A 24,915-nucleotide genomic window follows, 5' to 3' on the forward strand; every position below is an offset into this window, starting at 1 on the left:
AGCAAAATTTTATAACCAATTATTAATCAAAAGGAGTAACGACCGTGGCAAAAATTTTGGTAATAGAAGACGAAGAATCGATTAGAGAAAATATTTTAGATTTACTTGAAGCTGAGAATTTTCAAGGAATTGGAGCCAGCAACGGCCGAGCCGGCATCAAATTGGCGATCGCCCAAATCCCCGATTTAATTTTGTGCGACATGATGATGCCGGAAATAGACGGTCACGCCGTCCTCAAAGCCTTGCGCTCCGAACCCCTAACTGCCACAATTCCATTTATTTTCCTCACAGCCAAAGCCGATAAAAATGACATTCGCACGGGCATGGAACTGGGAGCCGACGATTACATTACTAAGCCTTGTACGCCGCAAGAACTGCTAAAAGCAATTGCTATTCGACTTGAAAAATATAAAACCATTAGCAAGCAGTCTAAAAAAACCCTAGACGAATTGCGGACTAATATTAGTATGTCTCTCCCCCACGAATTGCGGACTCCTTTGAATGCCATTCTGGGTTTTTCTGAGCTAATCTTATCCGAATATCAAGTCTTTGAAAAAGCAGAAATATTAGAAATGATCGGTCAAATTAACACTTCCGGTCATCGCTTGTACAGGCTGATTCAAAACGTTTTGCTCTATGCAGAACTGGAAATAGCCGCCACAAATCCCGAACAGCTAAAAGAGATGCGTAGCAGCGAATTTAGCTGCGTCAAATCTTTGCTGACTGAAAAAGCGCGGCAGCAAGCAAAACAAGTGAATAGAACCGACGACTTACACTTAAATTTGCAAGATTCGTCAGTTGCTATCGATTCTATAAAACTCACAAAAATTGTTGAGGAACTGCTCGACAATGCCTTCAAATTTTCTGTAGAAGGAACCCCAGTTTTTTTAAGCACTTTTGTCGAAGATCGGACGTTTATTCTCTCTGTAAAAGACCAAGGACGCGGCCTGACTCCCGATCGCATTGCACAACTAGAAGCTTACAGACAGTTCGATCGCAAACTTTACCAACAAGCAGGTTTGGGATTGGGCTTAGCCATAGTTCAACGCCTTGCAGAATTGCACGGAGGAAGATTTAAAATAGAAAGTTTACCGCAGCAAGAAACAATTGTTTGCGTTTCCCTGCCCATCTAACAAACAATTATATCGTGTCCGATCGATTCATATCAAATCCTTTCTTCATCGGAATAGTAAATTAACAGTTAACAGTTAACAGTTAACATCATGTATGAGTGCAACCGTATTTGTTATGGTGTTCAGCAGAACATGATATAGTTCCCAACTCTTACGCAATCAGTAGACTTTTTGCAAAAATTCTTTGTTATTGTTACATTTTCTTTTATTCATTCTCATTTTTTCAATCTCAAATCCTTCGACGTTAGCGCTCACACCGCAGTCGAAAATCTTAAATAATTTTATATAGAATATATCGCCCGTTTCACACATCGCTGCATATAAATTTTAGCTACCTTATCCTCATGGTTGATTTGTTTGCACTGCGAAAACAATCTTCTCGCTTCGACAAACCTATTATTATTGTACAATACCAAACCTTCCTCAAAGATTGTCTTTGTATCTAATTTTTTTTGTCGCACCTCCGGCGCATCTCCCGCGAATATTTCATAAACTGTTACCAATTGCGATTTACCTTTCACTGTAACGCGATCGATCAATCTAAAATCATAAATATCGTTCAACTGTATAAAAGTATGGTGAGTAATTAACATCGAAACTCCATACTCTTTCGTCAAGTTTTCGACGCGGGAAGCTAAATTTACTGCATCGCTAATCACCGTGCTGTCCATCCGACTTTTGCCGCCAACCGTACCTAACATCAAAGAACCTGTATTGATGCCAATGCCAATTTGCAACGGCGGGCGATCGGGTTGATGACGGCTGACATTGTACTCGTTAAGCTGTTCTAACATCGCAATTCCTGCTTTCACAGCATCGTCTGCACTGCCATTAAACAGCGCCATAATCGCATCGCCAATGTATTTATCAATAAAGCCAAAATTTTCAGTAATTACTGGTTCCATCCGCGACAAATAAGCATTAATAAATTGAAAGTTTTCTTCGGGATTCATAGTTTCAGAAAGAGTAGTAAAATCGCGAATATCTGAAAACAGCACCGACATTTCTTTCTGTACTTGATCGCCTAATTTTACGTCCAGAATACTTTCATATCCCAGAAAGTGGAGAAATTGGTGCGGCACAAATCGCCCGTAAGCATCTGTTAAATTTTCTTCTGCTGCCAAAGCTTTTTCGAGCTCGTTTGTGAATTTTTGCCGCTCGGTTTCTACCTCTTGGCGCTCTGTGATGTCTTGAAAAACCGCGATCGCATAAACTATGTTTTTTCGTTCGTCGTAGATTGGAGTCGCCCAAACCTCGATCGGCACAATCTTCTCCGGGCCGTGAATTTCCGCATCGTCAACGTGCACCACTTCCCCCCGCAGCGCCCGTACAATCGGTTGAATTTCGTCCGGGTAAAGCTCATTGCTTCCAGCACAATAAATTTGATAAACTGCAGACAAATTGCTAGGAATAACATCAGAAACCAAGCCTTTGCCAAATATTTTTTCAGCCCAAGAATTCATATAGCAAGGTTTTCCGACATTATCTATCACAAATATACCCACCGGCACTGCTTCCAGCAATTGAGTCAGCCGATTTTCACTTTCTAACAGCGCTCCATTTAACTTTTCTTGAGCTACCAAAGCTTTTTCTAAATCATTTGTAAACCTGAGTCGCTCCACATCTACCAGTCTTCGCAAAGTAATATCCTCAGCAAAACCTTGATAGTAAAGCACATCACCGCTAGCATCAAAAACAGTGCGCGCATCCTCAGAAATCCAGATAACACTACCATCTAGCCGATAAACTTCCGACTCAAACTCAGACACGCTACCGTACTTTTCCATCAGCGCCAAAAACTCTTGACGGCGGTGCGGTTGCACGTATAATTCCCGCTGAATATCATTAACACTTGCGATCAATTCTTCAGGGGAATCATAGCCGTAAATTTGAGCCAGAGCAGGATTAGCGCTGAGCAATTTTCCCCCCCGTGCAGTCTGAAAAATACCTTCAAGAGCATTTTTAAATATCTGGCGATACTTCTCTTCAGCTTGCACCAGCGCTGTTTCAGCTTGCTTGCGTTCCGTAATATCAGTAAAAGCAATAATCCCGTAGCAAATATCGCCGATAGAATCATAAATAGGAGTCGCCCAACTCTCCACCGGAATAATCTTATTTCCAGTCCTAATTTCTACACCCTCAGTCCGCACTGTTTCGCCCCGGAGCGCCTGCATAATTGGCAACTCTTCCACAGGACATCTCTCATTAGTTCCGGCTTTATAAAATTGATAAATTGCCGCTTTCTGCTCTGAATTAATATGCGGCACCGTGCCTTTACCAAAAACTTCCCGCGCCTTCTGATTTGCATAAAAAGATTGACCGTGAGCATCCAGCACGCACACGCCCAGCGGCATGGCTTCCAGATATTGCGTCAACCGACTTTCGTTTTCGTGGAGTTTGGAAATCAGCATCGCCTGCTTGCGGTTTAATCTGGCTAACTCCTGATTCATCTCCTGAAGTTCTATTTGCTTTTCAGCTAATTGTTTGTCTTGAAAATATCTATAAATCGCCTCAGTGACCGTTAATTTTAAATCATCAGATTGCCAAGGTTTAGCTATGTAGCGGTATAACTTAGCATAATTAATAGCATTGGCTACCGCCTCCAAATCTGCCTGCCCCGTCAGCATGATTTTGAGAGTTTTCGGCGAAATGGCATGAACACTCCTCAATAGCTCGTCTCCTTTCATATTCGGCATAATATGATCGGAAATAACCAAAGGAACTTCATACTGTTCTGCTAAAAGTTCGGATAGCAACTCTAAAGCTTCTTCGCCACTTTGGGCAGTTTCAATTAAATATTTATCTTCAAAGGCTTTGAGCAAGTCTATTTCCAGACTATCGAGTATAGTCTGCTCATCATCAACACAAATAATGACTGGCTTTTTCATAAATTTGCTAGACCAGACTTAATTGCTTCAATTAATTCTTGATTTTTCCAAGGCTTTTGTATGAAAGCATGAAGATTGGCTTGAGCTTTTGTGCGTTCGATTGCTTCTTTATCTGCTTGTCCCGTTAGCATAACTGTCACGATTTGCGGATACTTGTGATGAATTGCAATCAGCAACTCATCTCCTTTCATTCCGGGCATCAACCAATCCGAGACAATTACTAGAATATTAACCTCATTTTCACATAGCTCTTCAATAATTTCTAACGCTTCTGCTGCACTTTCAGCAAATTCGCACAGATATTTACCGTTAAATGCCTGTTGCAGTTCAATTTCCAGACTTTCCAACACCGCTATTTCATCGTCAACACACAAAATTGCTGGTTTAGACATTGCTAGTTTCCTCCTTTAGTCTGGCTGAGTGAACCCCGACGGGTAAGCACATCGTTGTCTAAATTCTACATTCTGCGGGGTAGACTGCCCATTTTTAGCCCCAGATATAGTAGTTAGAGCAAAATATGAAGTATTGACCAATCAATCGCTCAATCCCTCAATTCCTCAATCCCCCAATCTAAAACTTGTACTGAGCGCAGTCGAAATAAGTCGAATAATCTCAAATCTCACCTTTTTGATAAATGCTATAGATATCTGGGGAGTGTCAACTACTCCCTTAAATTGATCGGTACAGACACTATAAATTCTGTTTGCCCTGGCACCGACTTTACATCAATTTTACCCTGATGTTTTTTAATTATTTTATCAACGATATCCAACCCTAACCCGCTGCCTTCTCCAGCAGGTTTAGTAGTAAAAAAAGGCTCAAAAATTCTCGGCAAAATCTCCGGTGTAATTCCCTTTCCACTGTCGGTAATTTTGACTACAACGTTGGTATCTTGCTGCTGGATATCTATTGTTAAAGTTCCTTGATTGTCCATCGCTTGTAAGGAATTGTGAATTAAATTTGTCCAAACTTGATTGAGCTCGTCGGAATAACAAAATACCATAGGCAATTCAGCTTCATAGTTTCTGACTGTCTCCACACCCTGCTTGAGTTGGTTTTGATAAAGAGTCAATACAGTTTCAATTCCATCCATAATATTCACCTGTATTTTTTCGCTATTGACATCGTAACGTGCATAATGTTTCAGGGCAAATACGACTTTAGCAGCGCGTTCTGTAGCGGTAGCGATAGTTTTGGCGCTTCTGTGAATGCTAGCAAAATCGTAGGCGGTTTTGATAATATTTTCACTTTTAGGATCTTTGAGTAATGGCAAGAATTGGTCCAAGTTTCCCTGCAATCCAATATTGACTAAAATGTTAGCAAGACTGTCAGCATTATCAATTTGTTCGGAGTCTAGTTGCTGCTTTAGACCTCTTTTTAATTCCCGTTTTTCTCGCGTAGATAAAGAGTAATTTTGTTGGCGGGCACTGTACATCAAACTTAAAAAATCGTGCTGGCGTTCGGCTGACAGTTCTTTAAAAAAAACTGGTAAACTTTCGAGATTGTTATCCAAAAAGTTGGTAATATTGCCAATAGACGATCGAATTGCGCCCAGTGGTGTATTGATTTCGTGAGCAATACCGGCAATCAGTTGCCCTAATGCGGCCATTTTTTCTGATTGAACTAATTGATGCTGAGTTGCTTGCAGTTCGTCTAAAGTGACTGTCAGTTGATCGTTTTTTTCTTGGAGTTTTTTTTGCAAGTGGCACATTGCTAAATGGGTTTCTACCCTGACTAGAACCTCTTCCATTTGAAATGGCTTGGTAATATAGTCTACCCCTCCAACAGCAAAGGCTTTTACTTTATCTAGTACGTCATTAATCGCGCTAATGAAAATTACCGGAATGTCGCGAGTGCGTTCGTCTGCTTTGATTTTTTCGCAAACTTCATACCCGTTCATTTCGGGCATCATAATATCTAACAAAATCAAATCGGGAGGCATACCTTTGGCAGCAGAAAGCGCTAATTCACCGTTAGGTACGGGGCGGACTTTATAGCCCTTGCCGTTCAAAATTCCAGCTAGCAGCCGCAAATTAGCTGGGGTGTCGTCAACTACTAAAATATTACCGCGATCGGTGCTAGGAATGTTGTTATTCATGTGATTCTGCTTGAGAGATTAACTTTAAAACTTTGTCGTACTCGAAATTTTCTATACAATGGGCGATCGCACTAGCCGTTACTGTATCCTTTAATCGAATTTGCTCGATGGATATTTCAATTAAATCCATATCTACATTCAGTATGGCGAGCTTTAAATCCGCTACCAGCGAGTCAGGCAATTTTACGAAATCAGCCTCAATCATTTCGCGATCGCGCTCTGGAATTACCGATAAATTAGCTTGACCCGGATCTTCATAAATATAGCGCACTCCGATATGTTTGTGCATAGCATCAAAAATATCGGCTTCCCGGAAAGGTTTCCGCATAAAAGCATCGCAGCCAGCCGACAAAATAACTGCCCGTTCTTCCTCCAAAACGCTCGCTGTCAGCGCAATAATAGCAGTAGCTTGACCTTTAATCGTGCCTTTAATGTGTTTTGTTGCTTCGTAACCGTCCATCACGGGCATTCTCATATCCATCCAAATTAAATGGGGTTCCCAAGAGTCCCAAAGCTCAATAGCTTCTTCACCGTTAGTAGCTTCTTTTAGTTGAAAATTGAGAGGATGAAGAAGTTTGATTAACAGTTGGCGGTTGAGCGGTTTATCGTCTACAATTAAAATTCGATAAGGGTGTTGATTGGGTGCGAGTGCAATCACATGGCGGGTAGGCTTTTGACTTTCAATATCAGTCGCATCGACCGCAATCACTTGAATGTCAAACTTAAAATTAGTTCCCTCCCCTACAGCAGAAATGACGCTCATTTCGCCGCCCATTAATTCCACAAATTTGCGGCTGATTGGTAATCCCAAACCTGTACCTTCTTGCGAATCTTTGCCGGATTGGGTTTGCACGAAAGCTTCAAAAAGATTGTCTAATTCATTGGCCGCAATACCAGGGCCACTATCTTGGAGTTCAAAATGAATAAAACATGAGGAGGTAGAAGCTGAACTTTTGTTTTGGGCTGCATAAGTTGCGTTTTCTGAATAAATTAATTCGGAATTTTCATAACTGTTATTTGCAGGAGTTCCTGTATTTTTTGACTGCTCGCCAAACTGTAATGTTTCGCCGTTATTTATGCCTGCTGAATGCTTGCTAACTCTGATCGCAACACCGCCCTCTAATGTAAATTTAAGAGCGTTATTCAGCAGATTTATCAAGACTTGTCGCAACTTTAACTCGTCACTTTCTACGTATTGCGGCACGTCGGGACTGCAGTCAAAAATTAGCTGCAAGTGCTTGTCATCTGCTTTGAGTTGAAACATATCTTCCAAGTCGTGGAGTAGGCGATAGAGGTCGAATTTTTTGGGATTGAGGGTGGTGCGCCCCGATTCAATTTTAGATAAATCGAGTACGTTATTAATCAGGGTGAGGAGGTGTTCTCCGCTGCTACTAATTATGCTAATATTTTCTTGATGTTCTGGGGATAGATTTTGGCTGCGAGTCATCAGTTGGGAAAAGCCGAGAATTGCATTGAGTGGCGATCGCAATTCGTGACTCATGTTAGCCAGAAAGGTGCTTTTAGCTTGATTTGCTACTTCGGCTTTGTCCTTAGCTACAGCCAATTCAGCAGTCCGCTCTCGCACTCGCTGTTCTAAAGTTTCAAAAGATTGTTGCAGTTGTTGAGCCATGCTGTTAAAGGACTGGGCTAATTCCCCCAATTCGTCGGATCGTTGACTTTCTACTGTTTTGTCCCATTCACCTTTAGCAATATTTTTGGCTGCTGTATTTAAGCGCAAAATAGGATTTGTTACCCAGCGAGAAGTTTGAATGCCAATGGATACAGCTACTACTAAAGCTGCGAAACACAGCAAAATCGTCAGACGGGTATTGGCATCGATTTCTTCGGTAAAATCTGCTTCGGGAACTACTACTACAATCAGCCAGTCTAAGCCTTTGCCGTCTTGGAATGGCAGGACTTTTAAAAATTGCCGCTTGCCATTTATTTCAAACTTCAATAATTCAGTTTTTTTAATATTTAATTGTTTAAATTGTGTAGTTAAATATTTGGCTGTAGCTTGAGTAAGAGGGTTACTGCTTTCTTTTACTTTAAATATTTTTTTTTCCTTACCGCTAGTGCGAAATGGTTTTTCGGTGGTAGAAGTTGCTAACAAATTACCTTGGCGATCGATAATAAAGGCTTGTCCCGATTTTCCAATTTTTAGACTGTTGAGAAATCTGCCGATATAGTCGATACGCAAAGCAGCAATCAATACTCCTTCTAGCTGATCTTTTTCGCTGTATACAGCTTGGACAGCGCTGATAATTAATGTCGGTTCTAGGAAGGAAACGTAAACCGGACTCCATGTGGGCTTGCCTTCTTTTACGGCAACTTTGTAGGAAGAATGTTGCCTACTGTCAATATTCTTGATAACTGTTACTATGGTAGTGCGATCGCCCGTATCATTAGTATTGTAAGAATAAAAATTTACTCCAGTAGATTTCTCGATTACATTCATCGTTCGGGAGCCGTTAGAAAGTTGTTCTCCGGATCGATAATCTCCCTTTTCGTTACCAACGGCAGTAAAATTGATATAGGGATATAATTTTACTTGCCGCCAAAGATATTTCTCCCATTTTGACAAATCATCCATTCTTAAAAACCCGATCTTGACTGTATCGAGCTTGCTTTGATTGATTTGATGGGGAGTTGTCAGGTAAACTTGCAGGTTTTGCTCGACACGCAAACTCACCTCGCTCATTAACTGAGTGGCCAGGTTATTAACTGCTTTTTGTCCGTTTTTAAAAGACAAATATCCTACGAGTCCCACTGCTCCGACGATTTGCAGTACAAATGGAACTATGAGAACTGTTCGCAGCGGTAATTTGTCTAAAATTTTAGAAATCATCAGATTTAGAGGTTTGGTGAACTTAGCCTAGAAGCGTCCTTGCAGAGTTTGTCTTGACAGCAGCGCCATCCCCGACGAGCTAGAGGGAATTCATGGGGGCTATATTTAGGTGTGGTAGATGTTTAACGGCGATCGAATGCGAACCTAATCTTTGCTATATGAGAGTATATTATTTTACCTATTGTCGTAATTATTGACGATTTAGGCAAAATTTGCAGTCTCTGGCTTCGATAACTGGCTGATGCGCCCTCTGTGGGCGAGTTCCCTAGGGAGCGAGGGGTTTGGAGACTGGCGATCGAATTTGGTTGATCCACTAGCCATTTTCGGCAAGACGTGTTATGATGGCAAAAGTCAAGGGCACGTAGCTCAGTGGATAGAGCATCAGGTTCCGGTCCTGAGGGTCGGGGGTTCAAATCCCTCCGTGCTCATTTTATATGTCTTGTGTTGAGTAAGGGTTTCAGGTTCATTGTATTGCCTATCGTCCTACTTTCCGCTCAAATTTCGCTCCTGTCGGTTTCAAGTATCTCCAAAACCACTTCCATATCTGCCAAGTTTGCCCCGGACTTTTTGCGTCTGGCTTTCAACTGGTTGAGCAAGTCTGTCGGCTCTGGAAAATCCGCGTCGGTCGGAGCTGAGTTTTGATTTGCTTCCCGATCGGCGCGTTCTTTCTTGAGTTCTTGCCTCAGCATCTGAACTTCTAAGACCAAATCGCCGTTGCGCTCGTGTAACTGATTCAGTTCTGCATCCCACTCTGCCAGTTGCTTGTTGGCCGCTTTCAATTCTTGCCTGAGCGATTCATCATTGCCATCGCTCAGGCTCTCAATTTTCCCAGCCGTTCCTCAATGGCGGCCATCCGCTCCATCACGGGGTCAAGACTTGAGCTTACAGCCTTGTCTACAATGTCTACAACTTTTGTAGACGCGACGCTATCACTGTTTGGTGTAGACAAATCTGTAGACATTGTAGACACGTCGTTACTTGGTGTATACATTGTAGACAGCGTTGTAGACGTTCTTGAGACTTCCTTGAGAATGCGTTGTGCAGCTTGATTGACTGACTCACCGTCTAATCTCTGAGCTTCTATCCAATTCAGGAAGTGACCGGAAGCTCTAAACGATACGACTTGACTTTGACTCATTGTAGACACTTGTATACGGTATTTGTCTATAATAACTGATAGCCGTCTACACTGTCAACAGTTTGTCTACAGAATTTGTAGACACAAAAATCCCCCAGTTAAGGGGGATGGGGTTTAGCCGTCAATTGTCAGTCAGCGGTTAAATTTTCCGTAGGTTGCAGAACAGCATTGAGATTATCCGTCCGCCTTTCATACCTTCGCGCTCTTGCCAGTCAACCTTGCAACTGATGCTCGTGTGGATTTCAACGATGCGGCCGTGCCAGTTGTAGCTCATATCCTCTGGATTGTTACCAGCCACTTTATCTCCAACTCTGAATGCTTTTAGCGGGTCAGAGCAGGGAGTGCCGGTGAGTAGTTCTACCAGTTTTTGTCTTTGGGTTAGAGTGAGTTTTGCAATTCCGTTGCACAATTCCAAAATAGTTGGGTTTAGTGCTCCAGCATCTCCAGCAGCGCTCTGTGTAAGGATTGTTTGCTCCAGCAGTGCTCCAGCAGGAAAATACTGCTGGAGCACTGCTGGAGACGATATCCTTGCTGTGTCTACTGCTGGAGATGCTGGAGCACTTTTCTCACTCGTTTGAGATTTTTGCTTACTTATGCCGAAATAGTAAAAATCACCCATTGTTCGCTGAGACTCAAAACCTCTTTCCGTATGCCGATGCTTCTCTAATTTAGGGAAAATCTCACAAAGGCGGGCGTACAACTGATTTATGGCTTTGACGGGCTTATCCCACTGGTTTGGTAGCTCATTCCAGATCAGCTTCTGTTTACCCTCTTTGTTGTACTCAAGCTCAAGTATCCCCGCCTCCTGGTACCAATCTTGCAGCTCACTCCATAAATCCTTGGCATAGACGCGCTCACCCTTGCCAGCCTCATATCCTAAATCCCTGACAAACTGCCAAAGATGTCGGCTTTCTTCCTGAGCTTCCCGCATCGCTTCACGGGTTGCCTTGTAATCAATCCCCTCAGTCAACAACAACGGCAACCGCTCCAGCATCTTGTTAAGCATCGCCGGCGCAATTCGTTCAAGGATGAAGTTCTCATCATCTTTAAAGCGCGGGTCAGCCTCTAACTCACCCTGAGATGAGTCAGCGCCGTGCTTATAGGTTTTTTCAAACTTCAAGATGCCGTAGCGGTCATCAATTGCAGCCGTCCCCCCGGTGATAGAGGGTAGTTTGTTGCAGTTGGCCAAGAAAATCGCAGCAGGCTTGTACTCATAGCTATCTTTGCCCTTGCGCTCAATATCCAGAGGATCGCCCGTGATTAACTGTTTGAGGCTCTGAATAGTGTCTAGGTCTACTTTGGCGGTATTCTCCGAGGCCCAATTGCAGATACTTCCCTCAACCCCAGCCAGAGAAAACTTGCGGCCATTATCGTAGGACTTGAAATCTGACAGCGATTTACCAGTCATTCCCCGCCCAAACACAGCGGCCAACACAGCCCGCAGCGTATCCTTGCCGTTAGACCCCTCGCCGTAGCACAGCAAACCTTTCACGCCCCGCCCCGTCAACTTCGAGCGCACCAGTTTCAAATTCAAAGCAGCAGCAGCAGTCCGCAAAAACACTTCACGCTGCGACGGCTCCAAACATTCCAGAAGGCGATCGCAATCCGTCGCATCAATATTGGGGTCATACTTGCAGCCGACATAGGTATAGACCCGCTCAGGGTTATGCGGTACAAGCGAGTGCGTCCCATCTGAGTTAATCTTCACGACTCCATCGGCACAGTTCAAGCCATCCGGGTTAATCATATTGGGGTCAACTGCTTTAGCCAAAAGGATATAAGTGTAAACCTCGTTAGCGCTGGCAGAGTTGGCACGGTTGCAGCGATACTTGCCCTTCACAAACTCAGAGTAGGTACTCAACCAATCAAGAATGCGGCGCTTCTCCGTAGCTTCAGGGCGTAGTTCGTAGTAAGTCCCCGTAAATTCCAAAAGTTGCCCCGCCACGGATACCCAATGACCACCGGAATACAGCGCCTCGACTGTTTTTTGCACATAATTTTGTTCTGGAGTCGGTGCGGTGTCTGGGATGTAGTCATTTGTACTGCTACTAGACTCCAAACGTACTACATTTTTTCGCGTGCGCGGGTGAGGAGTTAAAGAAATATTAGGGTTAGAAGCGTCATTTTTGCGATCGCTTTTTTTGAGCTGTTTTTCCCATTTCACTAGGGTTGGCGCGTCCGCTACAGCCTTTTTGAAGACATCGCCACCGCTAGCTTTGATAAAATCATCCATGCCTTTGAATTGGGCATCCCAAGTTGTTATGTAAACCTCGCATCCGCGTTCTTCTAGCAACCGGCCAAACTTCAAAATGGCTGCACGGCAAGATGAATTGGCTGCGTAGTCAGAGTCAAAGTCTATGTAATGAACAGTTTCAGGTTGCGCCCAGTTTTCAACCTCTTTTGCTAGTTGACCGTCTTTGCCCCAATTCCAAACTCCTGTCAGGGCAATGGTTGCTAAGCCGATGCTCAGTCCAGAGCCAGCTTTTTTGACCCCTTCTCTCCAGTGCCGGGGAATAGAGAGGTCGTTGCGAGTCTTGAGCCAGTAATCTCTATCTGGCATGGCTAGGAAAATTGCGTCGGGTTCCGTTCCTGATGCTGTTAGGTACTTACGCGGTTTTTGCCCTTCTGGTTGATGCGGTTTGTCTGGCTTGCCCTGGCCGTAGCGGTTCCCTGTTTTTGCCCCGGTGCGCCAGTTGATGCTGCGACACTACCAACCACCTGTTTTGATTGGTTCTTTGGGCTGGATGCGTTCGTTGAGTTTTTTGGCCGCTAGCGATTCGATGTTGAGACGGGCGATCGCTTCTGATACGGCTGAACCTTCAACCCACTCGGCGAGGTGTTTTGGGTTGACAGGAGCTGGTACTAGGAATGAGGAAAAATTGCTGCTATCATTGAGTGCAGACATGATTATTGCCCGACCTCTAGCCGGGAATGATTCCAAAAAGCCGTTGCAAGCTAGGTTCCAATTAGAGAGCAGCGGTTTTTTGGTGTTTACTGAGTTTTTGAAAAATTGAAAGCTTAAATGGAACCAGCTTATATCGCCATCCAAAACCAAGCATCAAAGGAATGCGTTTTGCCTGCGATAGAAAGCCAGTCATCCTCGTGCAAATGAGAGTCCAGCTCAGTTTGTGGTGGGTTGTATGCACTCGCAGCCTGATCACGGTGCTGTCTGTTTATCGGGTGTAACCCGTCCTTCCTAGCAACCTACTTTGGGAGATTCCCGGATTCATACAGCCGAACTGGTACAAATCGCGCCTACTCTTTCTCTTGTCAAAGCATTTCTTGGGCTGCCTACTGGATGCACCTCGATCGCTCAAGGCTAGGATTCCACCAATTTTTAAATCGTACAACGTGCCAGAGGGTTGCGGCTATTTTTCCGAAGTTCCGGCGGAATCTGTGCAACTTCGGCAGAGCTTGCTAGCGGAACATCGAAAAAATCCCGCTAGTGAATAAGCCTGAAAGCTTAGAGAGTCAAATAGCTGAAAAACATATCAAAGTAGATGGTGAATTGTTTACTATCTACTTTATCCTATTTTTTAACTAATATTATCTATTGGGCTTTTTTTCTACTTGTTAAAGAGTGTACCGGGTATTACCGGGTATTACTCAGGTCCGGTTGCCTGCGGCGCCTTAAATTCTGATGTAGCGGCCGGGGGGCAGACCCTAAACCAGCCCCCCCCGGCCCGCTTTTTCATTTTTCCTCTTCCTCCTGTTGGTTGATGAATTGCTCATATTGGGCTTCGGCAGCTTTGTACTTGGAAGAGCCGCCTTTGCTTATGCCCCAAATTTCAAGGATGATTTTAGCTTTGCCCCAGCCCTTAGCTTTGAGTTGAAGTGCCCGTTCAGCGCGTTCAGATTCGGAGTTCTTATCGAGTTCAGCTAGCTGTTGCGTTCCGATCGGTTCGGACTCGCCGTCATCAGCAGAAGTCAATGCTAAAGCACGTTCAAGCCGTTCGCGCGGGTTGAAGATTTGTTCCGCTTCCTGTTGACGTTGTTGTTGGCTCACATAAACTTCCGTAGCAATCTCATCCTCGACATCTGCCTTGATTGCTCTAATTTTTAAAAACTCGATTTCATTTTCATCAGCCAACTGGGAGGCAATTTTCCCAGCACCGACCGCGCAAGCAATCGCACCGCAAAGGCTTAAGCCCTGGATTGACTTATGCCAGCCGACACGCTTGTCGAGAGCCGTAAGCGGTGCTAACCACAGAGTCAGAGCGGCACCGCTGAGCATCCACATTTTTAGCTGCATAGAAATACCCCCGCTCCGATGATTGTCATAGCCAAGCCAGCCAGCAACAGAGCTTGCAGATTTTGCACAGAAATTTTGAGCCACTGACTGAACCCATCCCAGAAGGGAGGAAGCGATGCAGCCGGCACAGAAATAATTAGCCAGATACATCGCTCTCATTAGTTCATCCCCGCTGTGAGTTTGGCTTTGATTGCGTCAATCCGAGTGCGGGCATCGCTGTCAGCTTTGTCAATCCCCAAACCCAGTCGGGCATAACCAGGGCGCAAGCCGTGCAGTTTTTTAGCCAGTCCAGTATCGGCGCGCTTCTTGCCTAATTCGTTTTCAGCAACCGCGCCCTCGTATTTGCGATGCTCTTTGTGTACTACTTTGTCCGCCACTTCAATCTTGGTCAAAGCTTTGTAAGCGCGTTTGGATTGTCGAGCGCCGTCTGTCTTTTCTTTGGCAAGCTCTTTCAAGCGATCGGCTTCTTCGCGATCAAAATAGCGCGGTTCGGGCAACACGGGGACTGTGCGGATTGAGCCAAAATTGCCGGGATTTGTCGGCGTGATGACTCCGGGTGCGGTTGATTGCAGGACTTTAGATTTGTCGATCGCGTGTCCGCCGTCGTTGGTGGTAGCTAAATCGGCAGCAGTTTTTCCGCCGCCAAACAGTCGGAGTTGTAAGCTCATAATTTTGTCCCTATTTGAATGTTGACTTTGACAGGAGGCAATAGATTGAGGGGGTTGATGTGCTGCCACAAACTCATAGCCAGCACAAAGACCCCCGCCGATGCGAGTGCGAGTGCGATGAGTTGAGAGAAATCAACCCATTCTAAAAAGTTGGTGGAAGTCTGGCGGGTAAAGTCGCAGACGGGGAAGGAACCGTCGTTAGTCCAGCTAGTGTCTACACTGTCTACAGCTTCTGTATTAAAGGATTCAGGTATTGTGTCTGCAGTGTCTACAACATTGAGAGTAATGTCTACAGTGTCTACACTGTCTAGTGATTCGCCGTCAACAAGATAAAGCTCTAGCAGCGCTTCCCATGTGGAAGTCTTGGAAAGCTTCCCAAACTGCTTTGCGTCTTCGTTGGTGAAACCGCGCTCGAAAGCGATCGCCTTGAGTTTGTCAATGCGGCGGTAATGTACGGGAGGCTCAGTCATGGCTAGCCCCCGCACCCGGAAACGTTAAGTGTTGCGATCGCCCCTTGGGACAATCGGCTGAAAGTGGCATAATTTATAGGCTCCAAACGTTGTCGATGAACGGTTTGGGGAAGTCGTGGTTTGGCTAGCATTGCAAGTGCTCGTCAACCGCGCATCAATCTTCCTTAGTTACTCACGATTGCAGACTTACAGTTCCTTGTCAACACAGAGACTGTAAAGCTTTGTTTCAAATTATTCGGCAAGCAACTCCATCACTGCGTCGGGCGTAATGCCGTAAATAGCAGCTAGCAGTTTGATACTTTTCCCGCTGATTGACTGACAAAAGTTTAATTAGCCCAAACTACAGTGGTAGCTTGAAACTCAATTCGGTAAGTTCTTTGCTGATGTTGTAAACGAGAAGCCTTGACTGGTTCGGGGTCAATATTAGTAGAAAAAGAGATAACAGAAATTAAATTCCAGCCCTTGTTCAGAGCTTGTTTGACCCAACTCCAGCCAATTTTCAAGTAGCTAGCACCCCGATACCAATGTGGATCTACACAGCGACGCTGACCTAAAATGACAACTTCAACACCTTGAGCAGTCAAGAACAAAGTAGTCATCGCTAACACCAAGCACAGTCGAGAAAGAGCTGGAACCCAACGGAGTTTAGAGTCTTCGAGATTGAATCCAGAGGATTTATCATCCAGAAAATTTTCCTCAATGGTAAAGCGTTGGCCATATTCCCGAAAAGTTTGGAGAGTAGTAGGTTCTGTACTAATAATGTACCAGTGTTCGCCATTCGTAGATTCCCACGCAATTGCTAGATGGACATCTGTGAGCGAGTTACATTTGTGAATTTGAACGTTGTGGATCAGTTTTGCCTCGCCGATGGCTACCGGAAATTGACTCACTCGCTGCCACCCCTGCCGTGGATGACGCAGCCAAAAATTGCCTTTAATCCGGATTCGACAGTGCCAGCCTAATTCTCTGACATAACGGACTAATTCGGCATTGGCAAACCCCCTGTCAGCCAAGAGAATGACTTTGACATCGACTGGTAGGAGCCTAGAGACACGCTTGAGGAGGTCCTGATAAGTATCGATTTTGACACTACTACTTTTGTGTTTGATTACTCGCGGGCCCACCGGAATCGCTCTGCCCAAATGTACAACACAGATCCGAATGATGCAATATTTATCCCATAACATACTGGTACCAAAACTCAGATCAATTTCTGAGTCTTTCCAGTTGGCAAAGGAGGCTTTCACTACAGGACTATAAAGTTTTGCTGGGTTGATGCGAGGATTATTTACCCATCGAGACAATCTTCGTTGTGTGCTTTGGGCTATTTGTGCTTTGGTGCAAACATGGTCGATCCATTTGGTTAGATTTACCTTGCCTTCTACAATCAAACCAACCATCATCCAACACATCACTCCTAGATGTCTTAAATCTGACCACTGACTGTATTGACCTGCGAATTTCATTAGTTTATGATGAAGATGAGAGGGGCGATCGAGCATTTCGATTCATACTGGTTTTTTGGTTAAAAACAGTTTATCCCTCTTTTTCTCTTTAATCCAGTCTGGGTCAGCTTTTATCCCGATCTTGACTGACTTTTGTCAGTCAACCAGCTTTTCCAGTCACTTCCTAACTGTTTAAGAACCCCAATTGCACTCCCCAAAGGAATAGCTTCCTTCGTAGATTGAGTTAATAAATCAATCGTCGTCTCAGTGTTAGCGCGACGCTTGTAAACAGTTTCATTCATCTGTGGTGAATGCCCCAAACTTTTAGCTCTTGTTTCTTGAGACATCCCAGCCATTTGACCACTGAGATTAGCGAGATGGCGTAAAGCGTGGATTTGAGTAAAGCCTTTGTTCCATCTTCTTAAAAAATTTTGTGCGCCGTCACTATATAGTCCAGCAATTGTTTTCGGATTACTTGATAGCGTTCCAATCTCAGGTAATTTACCTGACTTAATTTCTAAGCACTCTATCAAGTCGAGATGAGTAGGAGGAAGCATCGGCACGCACAGTCGGTAGCCAGTTTTAGTCGTCGTATCGAGTAGCGTTCTGTCACCAACTACAGCAATCATCTTTATATTGCTTGGCTCAATCAGTGCCGGGATAATAACGCCATCCTTTGTTTTAAAAGGTTTGTCAATGTTCTGAACAGCAAACACTTCGTGAACCCGAAAGCCATACACCATCTGCATCGAGAATACCCACAGCCACCGTTTACGCGATTCCAGGTGGTATCGCTTATCATCTGAGACACTGAGAACCTGAATGCGAAGCTTGAGAAAATCATCCACTGATAAAGTTTGAAGGTCTTCCCGAAATTCTGTTTGTGTACCGTCAATTTCTTTAAGTCTGCATAGCAACTCAGTATCGCCAATAGTCTCAGCTAGTTTTTTCATGGCACACAAACAGTTCTTAAAGCATTTAGTTCCTTGCTTCTTGATGTGAATGACAGCCAAAATATCCGCTGAGTTTATAACCGCCTCCCTGGGTAACAGTTTAAAATATTGTCCGTAAACACATCCCCAAGAGCTTTGATGGCTAGCATTATTCCTGTCACGTTGTTGACGGCGTTTGGTACGTCCCTCCCAGTATTCTTTCTCTACTTTCGCTATCGCCTCACCAAACGTCATCAAATCATTTTTGATAACGTTTTTATCCAAAATAACATCATCATACCAGACTAAAAATCGACTCTCGCTAGAGAAGGATTGCAAAGCGCTAGCAACTAGATGAGCCTTCCTCAGAGCATCAGTGATACCTTGCATCGTCAAGTAGCACCCACAAGTTCTATTGACACGCTTGTCACCTAACTTGAATTGCAGCGTTATGTAACCACCGCTAGCTTTCCTGTCTTTTTTTAGCCCTACGCCTTTGGGGCATTCTTTCTGTGCTTGTTGGAAGTAGTCTAGAATCCGCTCGTAACCAACAAGGTAGTCTGCGGTGGTACTTGCAGTGACAGGATTAGACTTTTCGCTCATCTTTCGCTCCCTACTCTGACAGTGCTGAGTTTGACTGATGCACTCAGCCTACAGCAAGTCGCTCAGTGTTCGCTCAAATCAAAAACAGGACTTTCAGAGTGGGTGCAAAAAATGGCTAGAACGACGGAAAATCGTCATTCAAGAGCGAGTCTTTGATTCAAATCCCACCCTCTCCGTTTTTGAGAACTAGCAAAAGAACAGCAAAAAAAAACACCCCCGCAGGAGTGCTGTTGCTTACCAGGTAAAATTTCTAGCCAACTAATTCAACTCAAACAACTTCCTCATCCGCCGGGTCGCCGTAGGGGTCTTCGCTGGCCGGACGCACGTTGCCGAACATTCCGGCATCCGCTACGTTGTCCGCCGGGTCGCCGTAGGGGTCTTCGCTGGCCGGACGCACGTTGCCGAACTGTCCGGCATTCGCTACGTTGTCCGCCGGGTCGCCGTAGGGGTCTTCGCTGGCCGGACGCACGTTGCCGAACTGTCCGGCATTCGCGCGATCGTCATAATTGGCATCAGGATCGACTTGTTCGCTGTCTGGCCCGACGATCGCATCTTTTAACTTACGCAAAAATCCGTCTACCATGATAAACTTCCTCTGTTTTATGGGTTGAAAAACTGGTGTTTTAGATTTGGAATACCAGATTTAATTAAAAATCGCGGCAGTGACCATCTCAAATGATGAGGCTATTGTGCTGGAACAGGACTTGTAGCTTCCGGCAAGCTTTTGAGGTCTCGGCCGGTAGTTTGGTTGTTGTACCCCTCGAATTCGCGGTAACGCGCCGCCTCGGACTCAGGAACTGTAATTCCTTCAGGCGGGGGCGTTACCCAGTGAGCGCGATTCTGGGCATCGCGGTAGTAAACGCGACCGTTTTTAGAAAGGTAATACTTTCCCTGCGGCCCCTGTTCTTGCTTGTTTTGGTGCTGGCGGTAAAGGTAATAAAGGGCTGCTGCTCCTACTAAAGTAATCCCTACTTTTTGAGCATTGTTCAAGCCTTTTTTCGCTTGTGGCAAAGGAGTCTGGGCGCGATTAGTTTGCACTCCTCCAGCACGAGTGTCGTCAACAGGAGGCGGGGGGGTGGAACTTTGCTGGCCAGAACCGCAAGCATTCAAAAGCGGAAATGTCAGTAGCGTTGTCAGCAGCAGAGCCATGAAGCGCGATCTTCTGGGTTCGGGTTTGATTGTGTTCATTGCCGCTCCGAATTGTCGGGATTACAGATAGGGTGTGTTTTGGCTAGGTTGGGAAACCTGAGCTGCTGCCAACGGTTTTTTAAGTAAATTCATCGATCGCAGCAATTTTGCCAAAATTAGTTGCCGAGAACTTCCAACAGCGCAGGTAAAGTATTTCCTTTGTGTTTAATCATCTTCACATCTGTCTAAGATCGGCTCACTCCAGGGATATAAATAAAGTTTCTTTGATTTCAGTCCGCAGGTATATACAAATGCACCACCTCTGCTAAAAAAAAATCCGTTTGCGGCCAGAAAGCGAGCCAAGTCAAGCCGACGGAGGCGAGCCGGAAACCCAAAGCAGCACTGGCGAAGGAAAAGAAGCGGGATTTATCACTCCTGCAGTGTTTAATTGCACCTCCGAGCTTGTCTGATATCGAGGCAATTTTTTCGTAGAAATTCTGGAGATGTCGATCGCACTCTTGTATTAATAATTAACCGCGATAGAAAGCCGCCGCAGCTTTTATGAGTTTTTATGAAAACCAAAAATATAGTTACCGTTGGATTGTCGATCGCAGTTTTATTAGCTGCGACCAAATACATACCTGATTTTAAGCAACAAAACCTAGTCAAGCAATTGCTCGAAACCAAACAGTGTCCCGAATGCAATCTCAGCAATGTCAACTTGAAAGCAATGGACTTACAAGGATTTAACTTGCAGGGAGCCAACCTAGAAGGTGCTAACTTATCAGGAGCAAAATTGGCGAATGCCAACCTCAAAAACGCTAACTTGAATAAAGCCAACCTGACCGGAGCAGATTTAGGCTGTAGCGGCATAAGTTTCAATCTTGATACTAATGGTCAAGCAGCAAATATGGATTTTAATGTCAGTGCTGTTCCCGAAAAAAATAACCCAGAAAATGCCGCAGTTGGTTTGAACATGAAATCAACAGACCGAGGAGCTACAATTCGTTTAAATCTGCCGGGATGCGCCGATTTCGAGAATACTAAATTGCAGGGTACTAAAATGCCCGATGGGAACATTCACCCTTAATCAAAGCAAACATAGCAATCAGCCCCACAATCATTTGTGAAATTCTTGTCAATCTTTGAGCTCTGTGTTTTCTCAATCTCTGTGTCCTCTGCGGCCTCTGTGGTTCATCAAAAAAAACCGCCATTTCAATAACAGACATCAGCCCCACAATCATTTGTGAAATTTTTGTCAATCTTTGAGCTCTGTGTTTTCTCATCAATCTCTGTGTCCTCTGCGGCCTCTGTGGTTCATCAAAAAAAACCGCCATCTCAATAACAGACAGCGGTTTTTTTTTTAAACAACTAACAATCGCCTAAAATTAGTGAGCAGAACCGTTACCGTGATACTTGTCGCTATCATAGAATCCGTTTTTTGTACCGAAGAACAAACAGCAAACGGTGAAAACTGCTGTCAAGACTGCTAAAACTAACTTAACGTCCATAATTGAGTGTCTCCTGATTTAGTGAGCGAAAATACTCAGATTGTAGAAGATTTTTGGCTGGCGCGCCCGTCTACGGGCGTAGCGCCAGATTTGCTGGGCTGTGCTTTGGTGCGGCAGTTTCCTGATGGCGAAGAAATTCGAGGAATTATTGTCGAAACCGAAGCTTACGGCCCCGGAGATCCGGCTTGTCACGCTTACCGCCAGCGCACTCCTCGCAATCAGGCGATGTTCGGGCCTGCGGGTATCTGCTACGTTTACTTAATCTACGGGATGTATCACTGTTTTAACGTGGTGACGGATGCAGAGGGGGTTGCTAGCGGTGTGCTGATTCGAGCTTTGCAGCTAGATGCGCTTCCCAAGGGGTTCGCTGGAATTCCCGAAAAAAAGCGATCGCGCCTCGCCGCCGGGCCTGGGAAACTGTGTAAGGTGCTGGAGATTGATCGAACTTTCAGCGGTTCTCCCTTAGATGCAGGCCACCCGCTGCGGTTGGAACACCGGAGCGAGCAATTTCAGCAAGCCGTGGAGGAGAGTACAATAAATTTTGTGCAAACTACGCGGATCGGGATTTCTCAAGGAATTGATTTACCTTGGCGATGGTATGTAGGGAACTCTACGGCTGTGTCAAAACTCTAGTAATGTCAAAGGTATCACTGTAAATTTTGTCGCTTATCTTAGTGAAATTATGGCTTACTCTTCTGAAAATCCGATCGTACAACTCAAAAAATGCCTAAGCCTGGTTCAGGATGTCAACACTCACACCGAAGCGAACCGAGCCTTCGAGCAATTGTGCGGGATTATCGATGCTGAAAACCCTATGGCGGCGCAACTTTTGGAGATTTTGTGGGAAGAAGCTATCATGGCGAGGCGATCGGCCTTATTTTGGCAGCAAATGAGCGATGTTGAGAAAGATATGGCTAATCGAATGATGGAAAATATGACGCAGATGCGGCAAAACTATTTGCGGCTGATGCAGGAAATGTAAGATTGGGCAATGGGTAATTGCTAATTAGTAATTACCCATTGCCCAGACTGCGATCGGAAACGATAAAAACGAGTAAAAGAAGCAGATTTAACTGCGGCGAGACTCAGAATCCACCAGGCAATATGTGCGTATTGAGCGCAGTCAAACCAAGTGACAGTAAAAATTAAATAAGCAATAGCAACAGCTTCAATACCGCGCATAGACGAATTCAGCGCTAAACATACATAATATCCCCAAAGTGCAATAGCAGCCAGCAGCCCTAAGATACCAACTGACAAAGTAGTATCCAGAATCCAATTGTGAGCTTTGTAAGTAGGGATTTCTCTAGTGCTGATTTCACTTTTTATGTTAATATAGTTGTAAGTAAAGTCATCTAAATTTACAACAATCGGAGTTAGTTGAGGATTTCTGATGTAGGGATAGGCAATGCCGAAACCATCAAATCCCCATCCAAGTAGCGGGCGTTTTTTGATGCCACGGGCTGAAAGTGTCCACATGGGCGATCGGCTAGACATGATTTGGGCGATCGAAGGTTTGCTCCAATCTAGGGGTCTGCTGACAGTCATGATGGCAATGGCGATTACACCCATAAGAGCAATGCCTGCAACGATTTTGTAATATTTGCCTCTGAGCAAATAGACACTCGCAACCATCAAACCTAAAATAGCACTTCGGGTAGAAGTTAGCAGCAGCGCGGGAACAGTTAAAATCAAAGTAATTGCAGTTAATTTAGTTGCGGTAAATCTCCCAAACCAACCGACAATAGCAGTAATTGCTATTAATGTTAAAACTATGGCTGCGTGGCCGCGATGGGAGTACAATCCTATTGGTTGTTGCCCTTGAAATATGCTGCTGGCATTAACATCAGCTCTGATAATTTGCCCCATTGTGGCGGTGTAGTCGATCCGCCAATCGATGATTTGGGGGAAGATACTAACAGAAAGGATGATGCCGCCAATTAGCAGTCCTTGGAATTGGGAATTGATGAGTTGCGGGTGTACGGTTAAGAGCAAGCTGTTGCTGAGGGTGAAGGCGGCGATTAACAGCCAGTAGAGCCAGCCGTCTCCCATTTGGTCTTGACCGAAGAAAGAGGTTAAGGGGAAAGGACTTTGTAAAGTTGAGATAGCTCCGATTGAGAGAAATATTGTCCAAAGTATTAGCGAGATTTTCCATTGTCGGGGAATGGTTAGGGCTTTTCTTTGTTCCCATAATAGGGCAAGATTGACTCCTAATATTAGCCAAATAATTAATACTTTGGGGGAAGTCCAGATGAGACCCCGGCTGCTTCCCCAGGGGTTAATGAGAATGATGCTGAGGGCAAACAGCAGGGTGTAGAGGGTTTTCATTACTCTTGGTTTTTCCGGTTTTTGAGTCTTTTAATTACAGGCAATACACCTAGAGCAAATAAAGTTCCTAATGCGGTGGTTGGTTCGGGAACGGCTGCGGCGGCAAGGGCATCCTCCTCGGCTTGTTTAGATGAGGCTTTTTCGTTTGGTAAGTCGTCGCTGTAAAGGCTTGCTATGTCAGAAACGTCGCTTTCGGAAAAAGACATTTCCTGGTTTATACTCCTAGCAGCGAAGGTTCTTGTATTCGTACCAACATTACTCGAAGATGTAGAAACGCTACTGCGAGAAGGAAGGTAATCTTGATACATCTTGACAGCTAAGTCGTATTTTCCAACTTGAGGATGTGGTGCATTGCGTACACATCCACCACCACCGCTACCGCCGTTACATGGGCCGCCACTAAAGTCATTACGCTCATCAAAGTTGAAGTCGTTGTAGCCACTCACCTTGAGTTTGAGAGAACCGTCCTTGTTTACAGAACTTTTAATCCCTGAACCCCAATTGCTTCCAAACGGCCCGCCGTCGTCATTCACTGCAATCAGATTTCCCGATTGGTTAAATGCTCCTAAAATTGTGTCGGGTTTCTTGGGTGGGTTGATACCGGGAAAGTTATTAGTCCAGGCGACAAAAGGTGCTGAGGGTTGAAGTGCAGATTCTGTAAAAGAGTCAATCTTGCCTGGGGATAGGGTACTGGAGTACAAGTACGTAGGAAGTTTTTCTACCTTTTTGTACCCAAACTGTTCCTCAACTAGGTTGGCATACTGTTTGGTAAATGTTGCACCTTGTTTGATCTCTGTGATAGTTGAAGTGCCTCCCGTGAGGGAAATTGACCAGGAAAAACTTGTTAAAAAATCGTAGGTTTTGTTGCCGAAATCACCGACCAAAAATGTCTCAAACTTGAGATTATTGGCTTGAATAGCACCAGTTGGCACGTCAGAGAATTTTAAAATCTGACCATTGTTTTGACTCTGTAATGCTAGCTGGGTATATTCACTCCAGGGTAGAAATGGTTCTAATTCTTCTGGAATTCTGTATTCATTCCAGTACCAAGGTTCCTCGTCAGCCCATCCACTAAGATAACCAGATGGTGGGGTATCTATATATGGGACTTTTAGGGGGTTATTGGCGAAGCGGGGGTCAATAGGTATGGGTGGATTTGAATCTTGCGTTACTATTTGAAGCCAGTTGAGATGATCGACGCCGAGAAAATTTTTCCAGTCATTTTTAGTAGCAACAAATTGACCATCAATGGCATCTTCGGTTCCTGCTGGGACAGGCCTAGTTTTTGTCTCCAGGCTAATATTACCTAAGACTTCATTTTTGACGATTACATCAAAACTCAGTTGTGCAGCACAAACTTCCCCGCTTGAAACGGTTGTAAAGAATGCAGCTATTGAGATCGTACAGATGTATGTTGTGGTAGCATTTCGCTGTGACATAGCCTTGACTCCTATTTGCTTGAAAGTGTATTAA

The 24,915-nt window shown here is 44.6% G+C and carries 22 protein-coding genes and 1 tRNA gene; 5 read left to right on the plus strand and 18 right to left on the minus strand.

From position 1 onward, the window contains the following. Positions 1-44: 44 nt before the first annotated feature. Complete coding sequence (locus QUA01_RS10735; protein WP_333090826.1) at positions 45-1,133, plus strand: hybrid sensor histidine kinase/response regulator; 1,089 nt, start codon at positions 45-47, stop codon at positions 1,131-1,133. Between the two features lie 281 nt (positions 1,134-1,414). Here the strand turns inward: QUA01_RS10735 and QUA01_RS10740 are convergent, their stop codons facing one another. The 4 genes from QUA01_RS10740 to QUA01_RS10755 form a co-directional block, all read right to left on the minus strand. Further along, positions 1,415-4,021: a PAS domain S-box protein gene (locus QUA01_RS10740; protein WP_333090823.1), complete on the minus strand. Its 2,607-nt coding sequence runs from the start codon at positions 4,019-4,021 to the stop codon at positions 1,415-1,417. Next, positions 4,018-4,413: a response regulator gene (locus QUA01_RS10745; protein WP_333090822.1), complete on the minus strand. Its 396-nt coding sequence runs from the start codon at positions 4,411-4,413 to the stop codon at positions 4,018-4,020. The genes QUA01_RS10740 and QUA01_RS10745 overlap by 4 nt, the downstream gene beginning before the upstream one ends. A 269-nt stretch (positions 4,414-4,682) precedes the next feature. Beyond that, positions 4,683-6,119: a hybrid sensor histidine kinase/response regulator gene (locus QUA01_RS10750; protein ID WP_333090820.1), complete on the minus strand. Its 1,437-nt coding sequence runs from the start codon at positions 6,117-6,119 to the stop codon at positions 4,683-4,685. Then, a complete protein-coding gene (locus tag QUA01_RS10755) occupies positions 6,112-8,967 on the minus strand; it encodes a hybrid sensor histidine kinase/response regulator (RefSeq protein ID WP_333090819.1) in 2,856 nt (951 codons plus the stop codon). Before QUA01_RS10755 ends, QUA01_RS10750 begins: the two co-directional genes overlap by 8 nt. A 355-nt stretch (positions 8,968-9,322) precedes the next feature. Here QUA01_RS10755 and QUA01_RS10760 point away from each other — a divergent pair. Next, positions 9,323-9,395, plus strand: a tRNA-Arg gene (locus QUA01_RS10760). Positions 9,396-9,461: 66 nt separating this feature from the next. Here the strand turns inward: QUA01_RS10760 and QUA01_RS10765 are convergent. From QUA01_RS10765 to QUA01_RS10815, 11 genes are all read right to left on the minus strand, one after another. Beyond that, entirely contained in the window at positions 9,462-9,746 is a 285-nt protein-coding gene (locus QUA01_RS10765; RefSeq protein ID WP_333090817.1) for a flagellar alpha dynein, read from the minus strand. Positions 9,747-9,778: 32 nt separating this feature from the next. After that, positions 9,779-10,105 (minus strand): hypothetical protein, encoded by a 327-nt coding sequence (locus tag QUA01_RS10770; RefSeq protein WP_333090815.1) that lies wholly within the window; start codon positions 10,103-10,105, stop codon positions 9,779-9,781. 139 nt (positions 10,106-10,244) lie between these two features. After that, on the minus strand, positions 10,245-12,665 hold the full coding sequence (locus tag QUA01_RS10775; protein WP_333090814.1) for a DUF3854 domain-containing protein: 2,421 nt from the start codon (positions 12,663-12,665) through the stop codon (positions 10,245-10,247). Between the two features lie 147 nt (positions 12,666-12,812). Continuing rightward, positions 12,813-13,010 (minus strand): hypothetical protein, encoded by a 198-nt coding sequence (locus QUA01_RS10780; protein ID WP_333090812.1) that lies wholly within the window; start codon positions 13,008-13,010, stop codon positions 12,813-12,815. Positions 13,011-13,796: 786 nt separating this feature from the next. After that, positions 13,797-14,441, minus strand: coding sequence for a hypothetical protein (locus QUA01_RS10785; protein WP_333090810.1), 645 nt, complete (start codon positions 14,439-14,441; stop codon positions 13,797-13,799). A 74-nt stretch (positions 14,442-14,515) separates the two neighbouring features. Continuing rightward, the gene (locus QUA01_RS10790; protein WP_333090808.1) at positions 14,516-15,025 is read right to left on the minus strand and encodes a hypothetical protein; all 510 of its coding nucleotides are present in this window, start codon (positions 15,023-15,025) and stop codon (positions 14,516-14,518) included. Beyond that, a complete protein-coding gene (locus tag QUA01_RS10795; RefSeq protein ID WP_333090806.1) occupies positions 15,022-15,495 on the minus strand; it encodes a hypothetical protein in 474 nt (157 codons plus the stop codon). The genes QUA01_RS10790 and QUA01_RS10795 overlap by 4 nt, the downstream gene beginning before the upstream one ends. Before the next feature lie 326 nt (positions 15,496-15,821). Further along, on the minus strand, positions 15,822-16,961 hold the full coding sequence (locus tag QUA01_RS10800) for a transposase (protein ID WP_333090805.1): 1,140 nt from the start codon (positions 16,959-16,961) through the stop codon (positions 15,822-15,824). Positions 16,962-17,071: 110 nt separating this feature from the next. Then, positions 17,072-18,475 carry a hypothetical protein gene (locus QUA01_RS10805; RefSeq protein WP_333090803.1) on the minus strand — a complete coding sequence of 468 codons (1,404 nt, stop codon included), beginning with the start codon at positions 18,473-18,475 and terminating at the stop codon, positions 17,072-17,074. Positions 18,476-18,743: 268 nt separating this feature from the next. After that, positions 18,744-19,058, minus strand: a complete 315-nt coding sequence (locus tag QUA01_RS10810) for a translation initiation factor (protein WP_333090802.1) — start codon at positions 19,056-19,058, stop codon at positions 18,744-18,746. Positions 19,059-19,159: 101 nt separating this feature from the next. Then, positions 19,160-19,663 (minus strand): hypothetical protein, encoded by a 504-nt coding sequence (locus tag QUA01_RS10815; RefSeq protein WP_333090801.1) that lies wholly within the window; start codon positions 19,661-19,663, stop codon positions 19,160-19,162. Positions 19,664-20,174: 511 nt separating this feature from the next. On the opposite strand from QUA01_RS10815, the gene QUA01_RS10820 reads away from it, so the two are divergent. Continuing rightward, positions 20,175-20,693: a pentapeptide repeat-containing protein gene (locus QUA01_RS10820; RefSeq protein WP_333090799.1), complete on the plus strand. Its 519-nt coding sequence runs from the start codon at positions 20,175-20,177 to the stop codon at positions 20,691-20,693. A gap of 298 nt (positions 20,694-20,991) precedes the next feature. Here QUA01_RS10820 and QUA01_RS10825 read toward each other — a convergent pair whose 3' ends face one another. Beyond that, positions 20,992-21,114 carry a hypothetical protein gene (locus QUA01_RS10825; RefSeq protein WP_096830678.1) on the minus strand — a complete coding sequence of 41 codons (123 nt, stop codon included), beginning with the start codon at positions 21,112-21,114 and terminating at the stop codon, positions 20,992-20,994. 21 nt (positions 21,115-21,135) lie between these two features. On the opposite strand from QUA01_RS10825, the gene QUA01_RS10830 reads away from it, so the two are divergent. Both QUA01_RS10830 and QUA01_RS10835 read left to right on the plus strand, forming a co-directional pair. After that, positions 21,136-21,747 (plus strand): DNA-3-methyladenine glycosylase, encoded by a 612-nt coding sequence (locus QUA01_RS10830; protein ID WP_442921557.1) that lies wholly within the window; start codon positions 21,136-21,138, stop codon positions 21,745-21,747. Between the two features lie 49 nt (positions 21,748-21,796). Then, complete coding sequence (locus QUA01_RS10835) at positions 21,797-22,096, plus strand: hypothetical protein (protein ID WP_333090796.1); 300 nt, start codon at positions 21,797-21,799, stop codon at positions 22,094-22,096. A 20-nt stretch (positions 22,097-22,116) separates the two neighbouring features. Here the strand turns inward: QUA01_RS10835 and QUA01_RS10840 are convergent, their stop codons facing one another. Both QUA01_RS10840 and QUA01_RS10845 read right to left on the minus strand, forming a co-directional pair. Continuing rightward, a complete protein-coding gene (locus QUA01_RS10840) occupies positions 22,117-23,442 on the minus strand; it encodes an O-antigen ligase family protein (RefSeq protein ID WP_333090794.1) in 1,326 nt (441 codons plus the stop codon). Further along, complete coding sequence (locus tag QUA01_RS10845) at positions 23,442-24,881, minus strand: hypothetical protein (protein ID WP_333090793.1); 1,440 nt, start codon at positions 24,879-24,881, stop codon at positions 23,442-23,444. Before QUA01_RS10845 ends, QUA01_RS10840 begins: the two co-directional genes overlap by 1 nt. Positions 24,882-24,915: the final 34 nt, after the last annotated feature.

Source organism: Microcoleus sp. S36a_B3 (assembly GCF_036700745.1).
Taxonomy (GTDB): Bacteria; Cyanobacteriota; Cyanobacteriia; order Cyanobacteriales; family Microcoleaceae; genus Microcoleus.

Excerpts from the sequence above, each read along its gene's own strand:
- QUA01_RS10780 (WP_333090812.1), bottom strand. The coding sequence starts at position 13,010 with ATGTCTGCACTCAATGATAGCAGCAATTTTTCCTCATTCCTAGTACCA.
- QUA01_RS10805 (WP_333090803.1), bottom strand. The coding sequence starts at position 18,475 with ATGAGCGAAAAGTCTAATCCTGTCACTGCAAGTACCACCGCAGACTAC.
- QUA01_RS10770 (WP_333090815.1), bottom strand. The coding sequence starts at position 10,105 with ATGAGTCAAAGTCAAGTCGTATCGTTTAGAGCTTCCGGTCACTTCCTG.
- QUA01_RS10795 (WP_333090806.1), bottom strand. The coding sequence starts at position 15,495 with ATGACTGAGCCTCCCGTACATTACCGCCGCATTGACAAACTCAAGGCG.
- QUA01_RS10790 (WP_333090808.1), bottom strand. The coding sequence starts at position 15,025 with ATGAGCTTACAACTCCGACTGTTTGGCGGCGGAAAAACTGCTGCCGAT.
- QUA01_RS10810 (WP_333090802.1), bottom strand. The coding sequence starts at position 19,058 with ATGGTAGACGGATTTTTGCGTAAGTTAAAAGATGCGATCGTCGGGCCA.
- QUA01_RS10840 (WP_333090794.1), bottom strand. The coding sequence starts at position 23,442 with ATGAAAACCCTCTACACCCTGCTGTTTGCCCTCAGCATCATTCTCATT.
- QUA01_RS10845 (WP_333090793.1), bottom strand. The coding sequence starts at position 24,881 with ATGTCACAGCGAAATGCTACCACAACATACATCTGTACGATCTCAATA.
- QUA01_RS10740 (WP_333090823.1), bottom strand. The coding sequence starts at position 4,021 with ATGAAAAAGCCAGTCATTATTTGTGTTGATGATGAGCAGACTATACTC.
- QUA01_RS10815 (WP_333090801.1), bottom strand. The coding sequence starts at position 19,663 with ATGAACACAATCAAACCCGAACCCAGAAGATCGCGCTTCATGGCTCTG.
- QUA01_RS10800 (WP_333090805.1), bottom strand. The coding sequence starts at position 16,961 with ATGAAATTCGCAGGTCAATACAGTCAGTGGTCAGATTTAAGACATCTA.
- QUA01_RS10745 (WP_333090822.1), bottom strand. The coding sequence starts at position 4,413 with ATGTCTAAACCAGCAATTTTGTGTGTTGACGATGAAATAGCGGTGTTG.
- QUA01_RS10775 (WP_333090814.1), bottom strand. The coding sequence starts at position 12,665 with ATGCCAGATAGAGATTACTGGCTCAAGACTCGCAACGACCTCTCTATT.
- QUA01_RS10820 (WP_333090799.1), top strand. The coding sequence starts at position 20,175 with ATGAAAACCAAAAATATAGTTACCGTTGGATTGTCGATCGCAGTTTTA.
- QUA01_RS10825 (WP_096830678.1), bottom strand. The coding sequence starts at position 21,114 with ATGGACGTTAAGTTAGTTTTAGCAGTCTTGACAGCAGTTTTCACCGTT.
- QUA01_RS10750 (WP_333090820.1), bottom strand. The coding sequence starts at position 6,119 with ATGAATAACAACATTCCTAGCACCGATCGCGGTAATATTTTAGTAGTT.
- QUA01_RS10755 (WP_333090819.1), bottom strand. The coding sequence starts at position 8,967 with ATGATTTCTAAAATTTTAGACAAATTACCGCTGCGAACAGTTCTCATA.
- QUA01_RS10835 (WP_333090796.1), top strand. The coding sequence starts at position 21,797 with ATGGCTTACTCTTCTGAAAATCCGATCGTACAACTCAAAAAATGCCTA.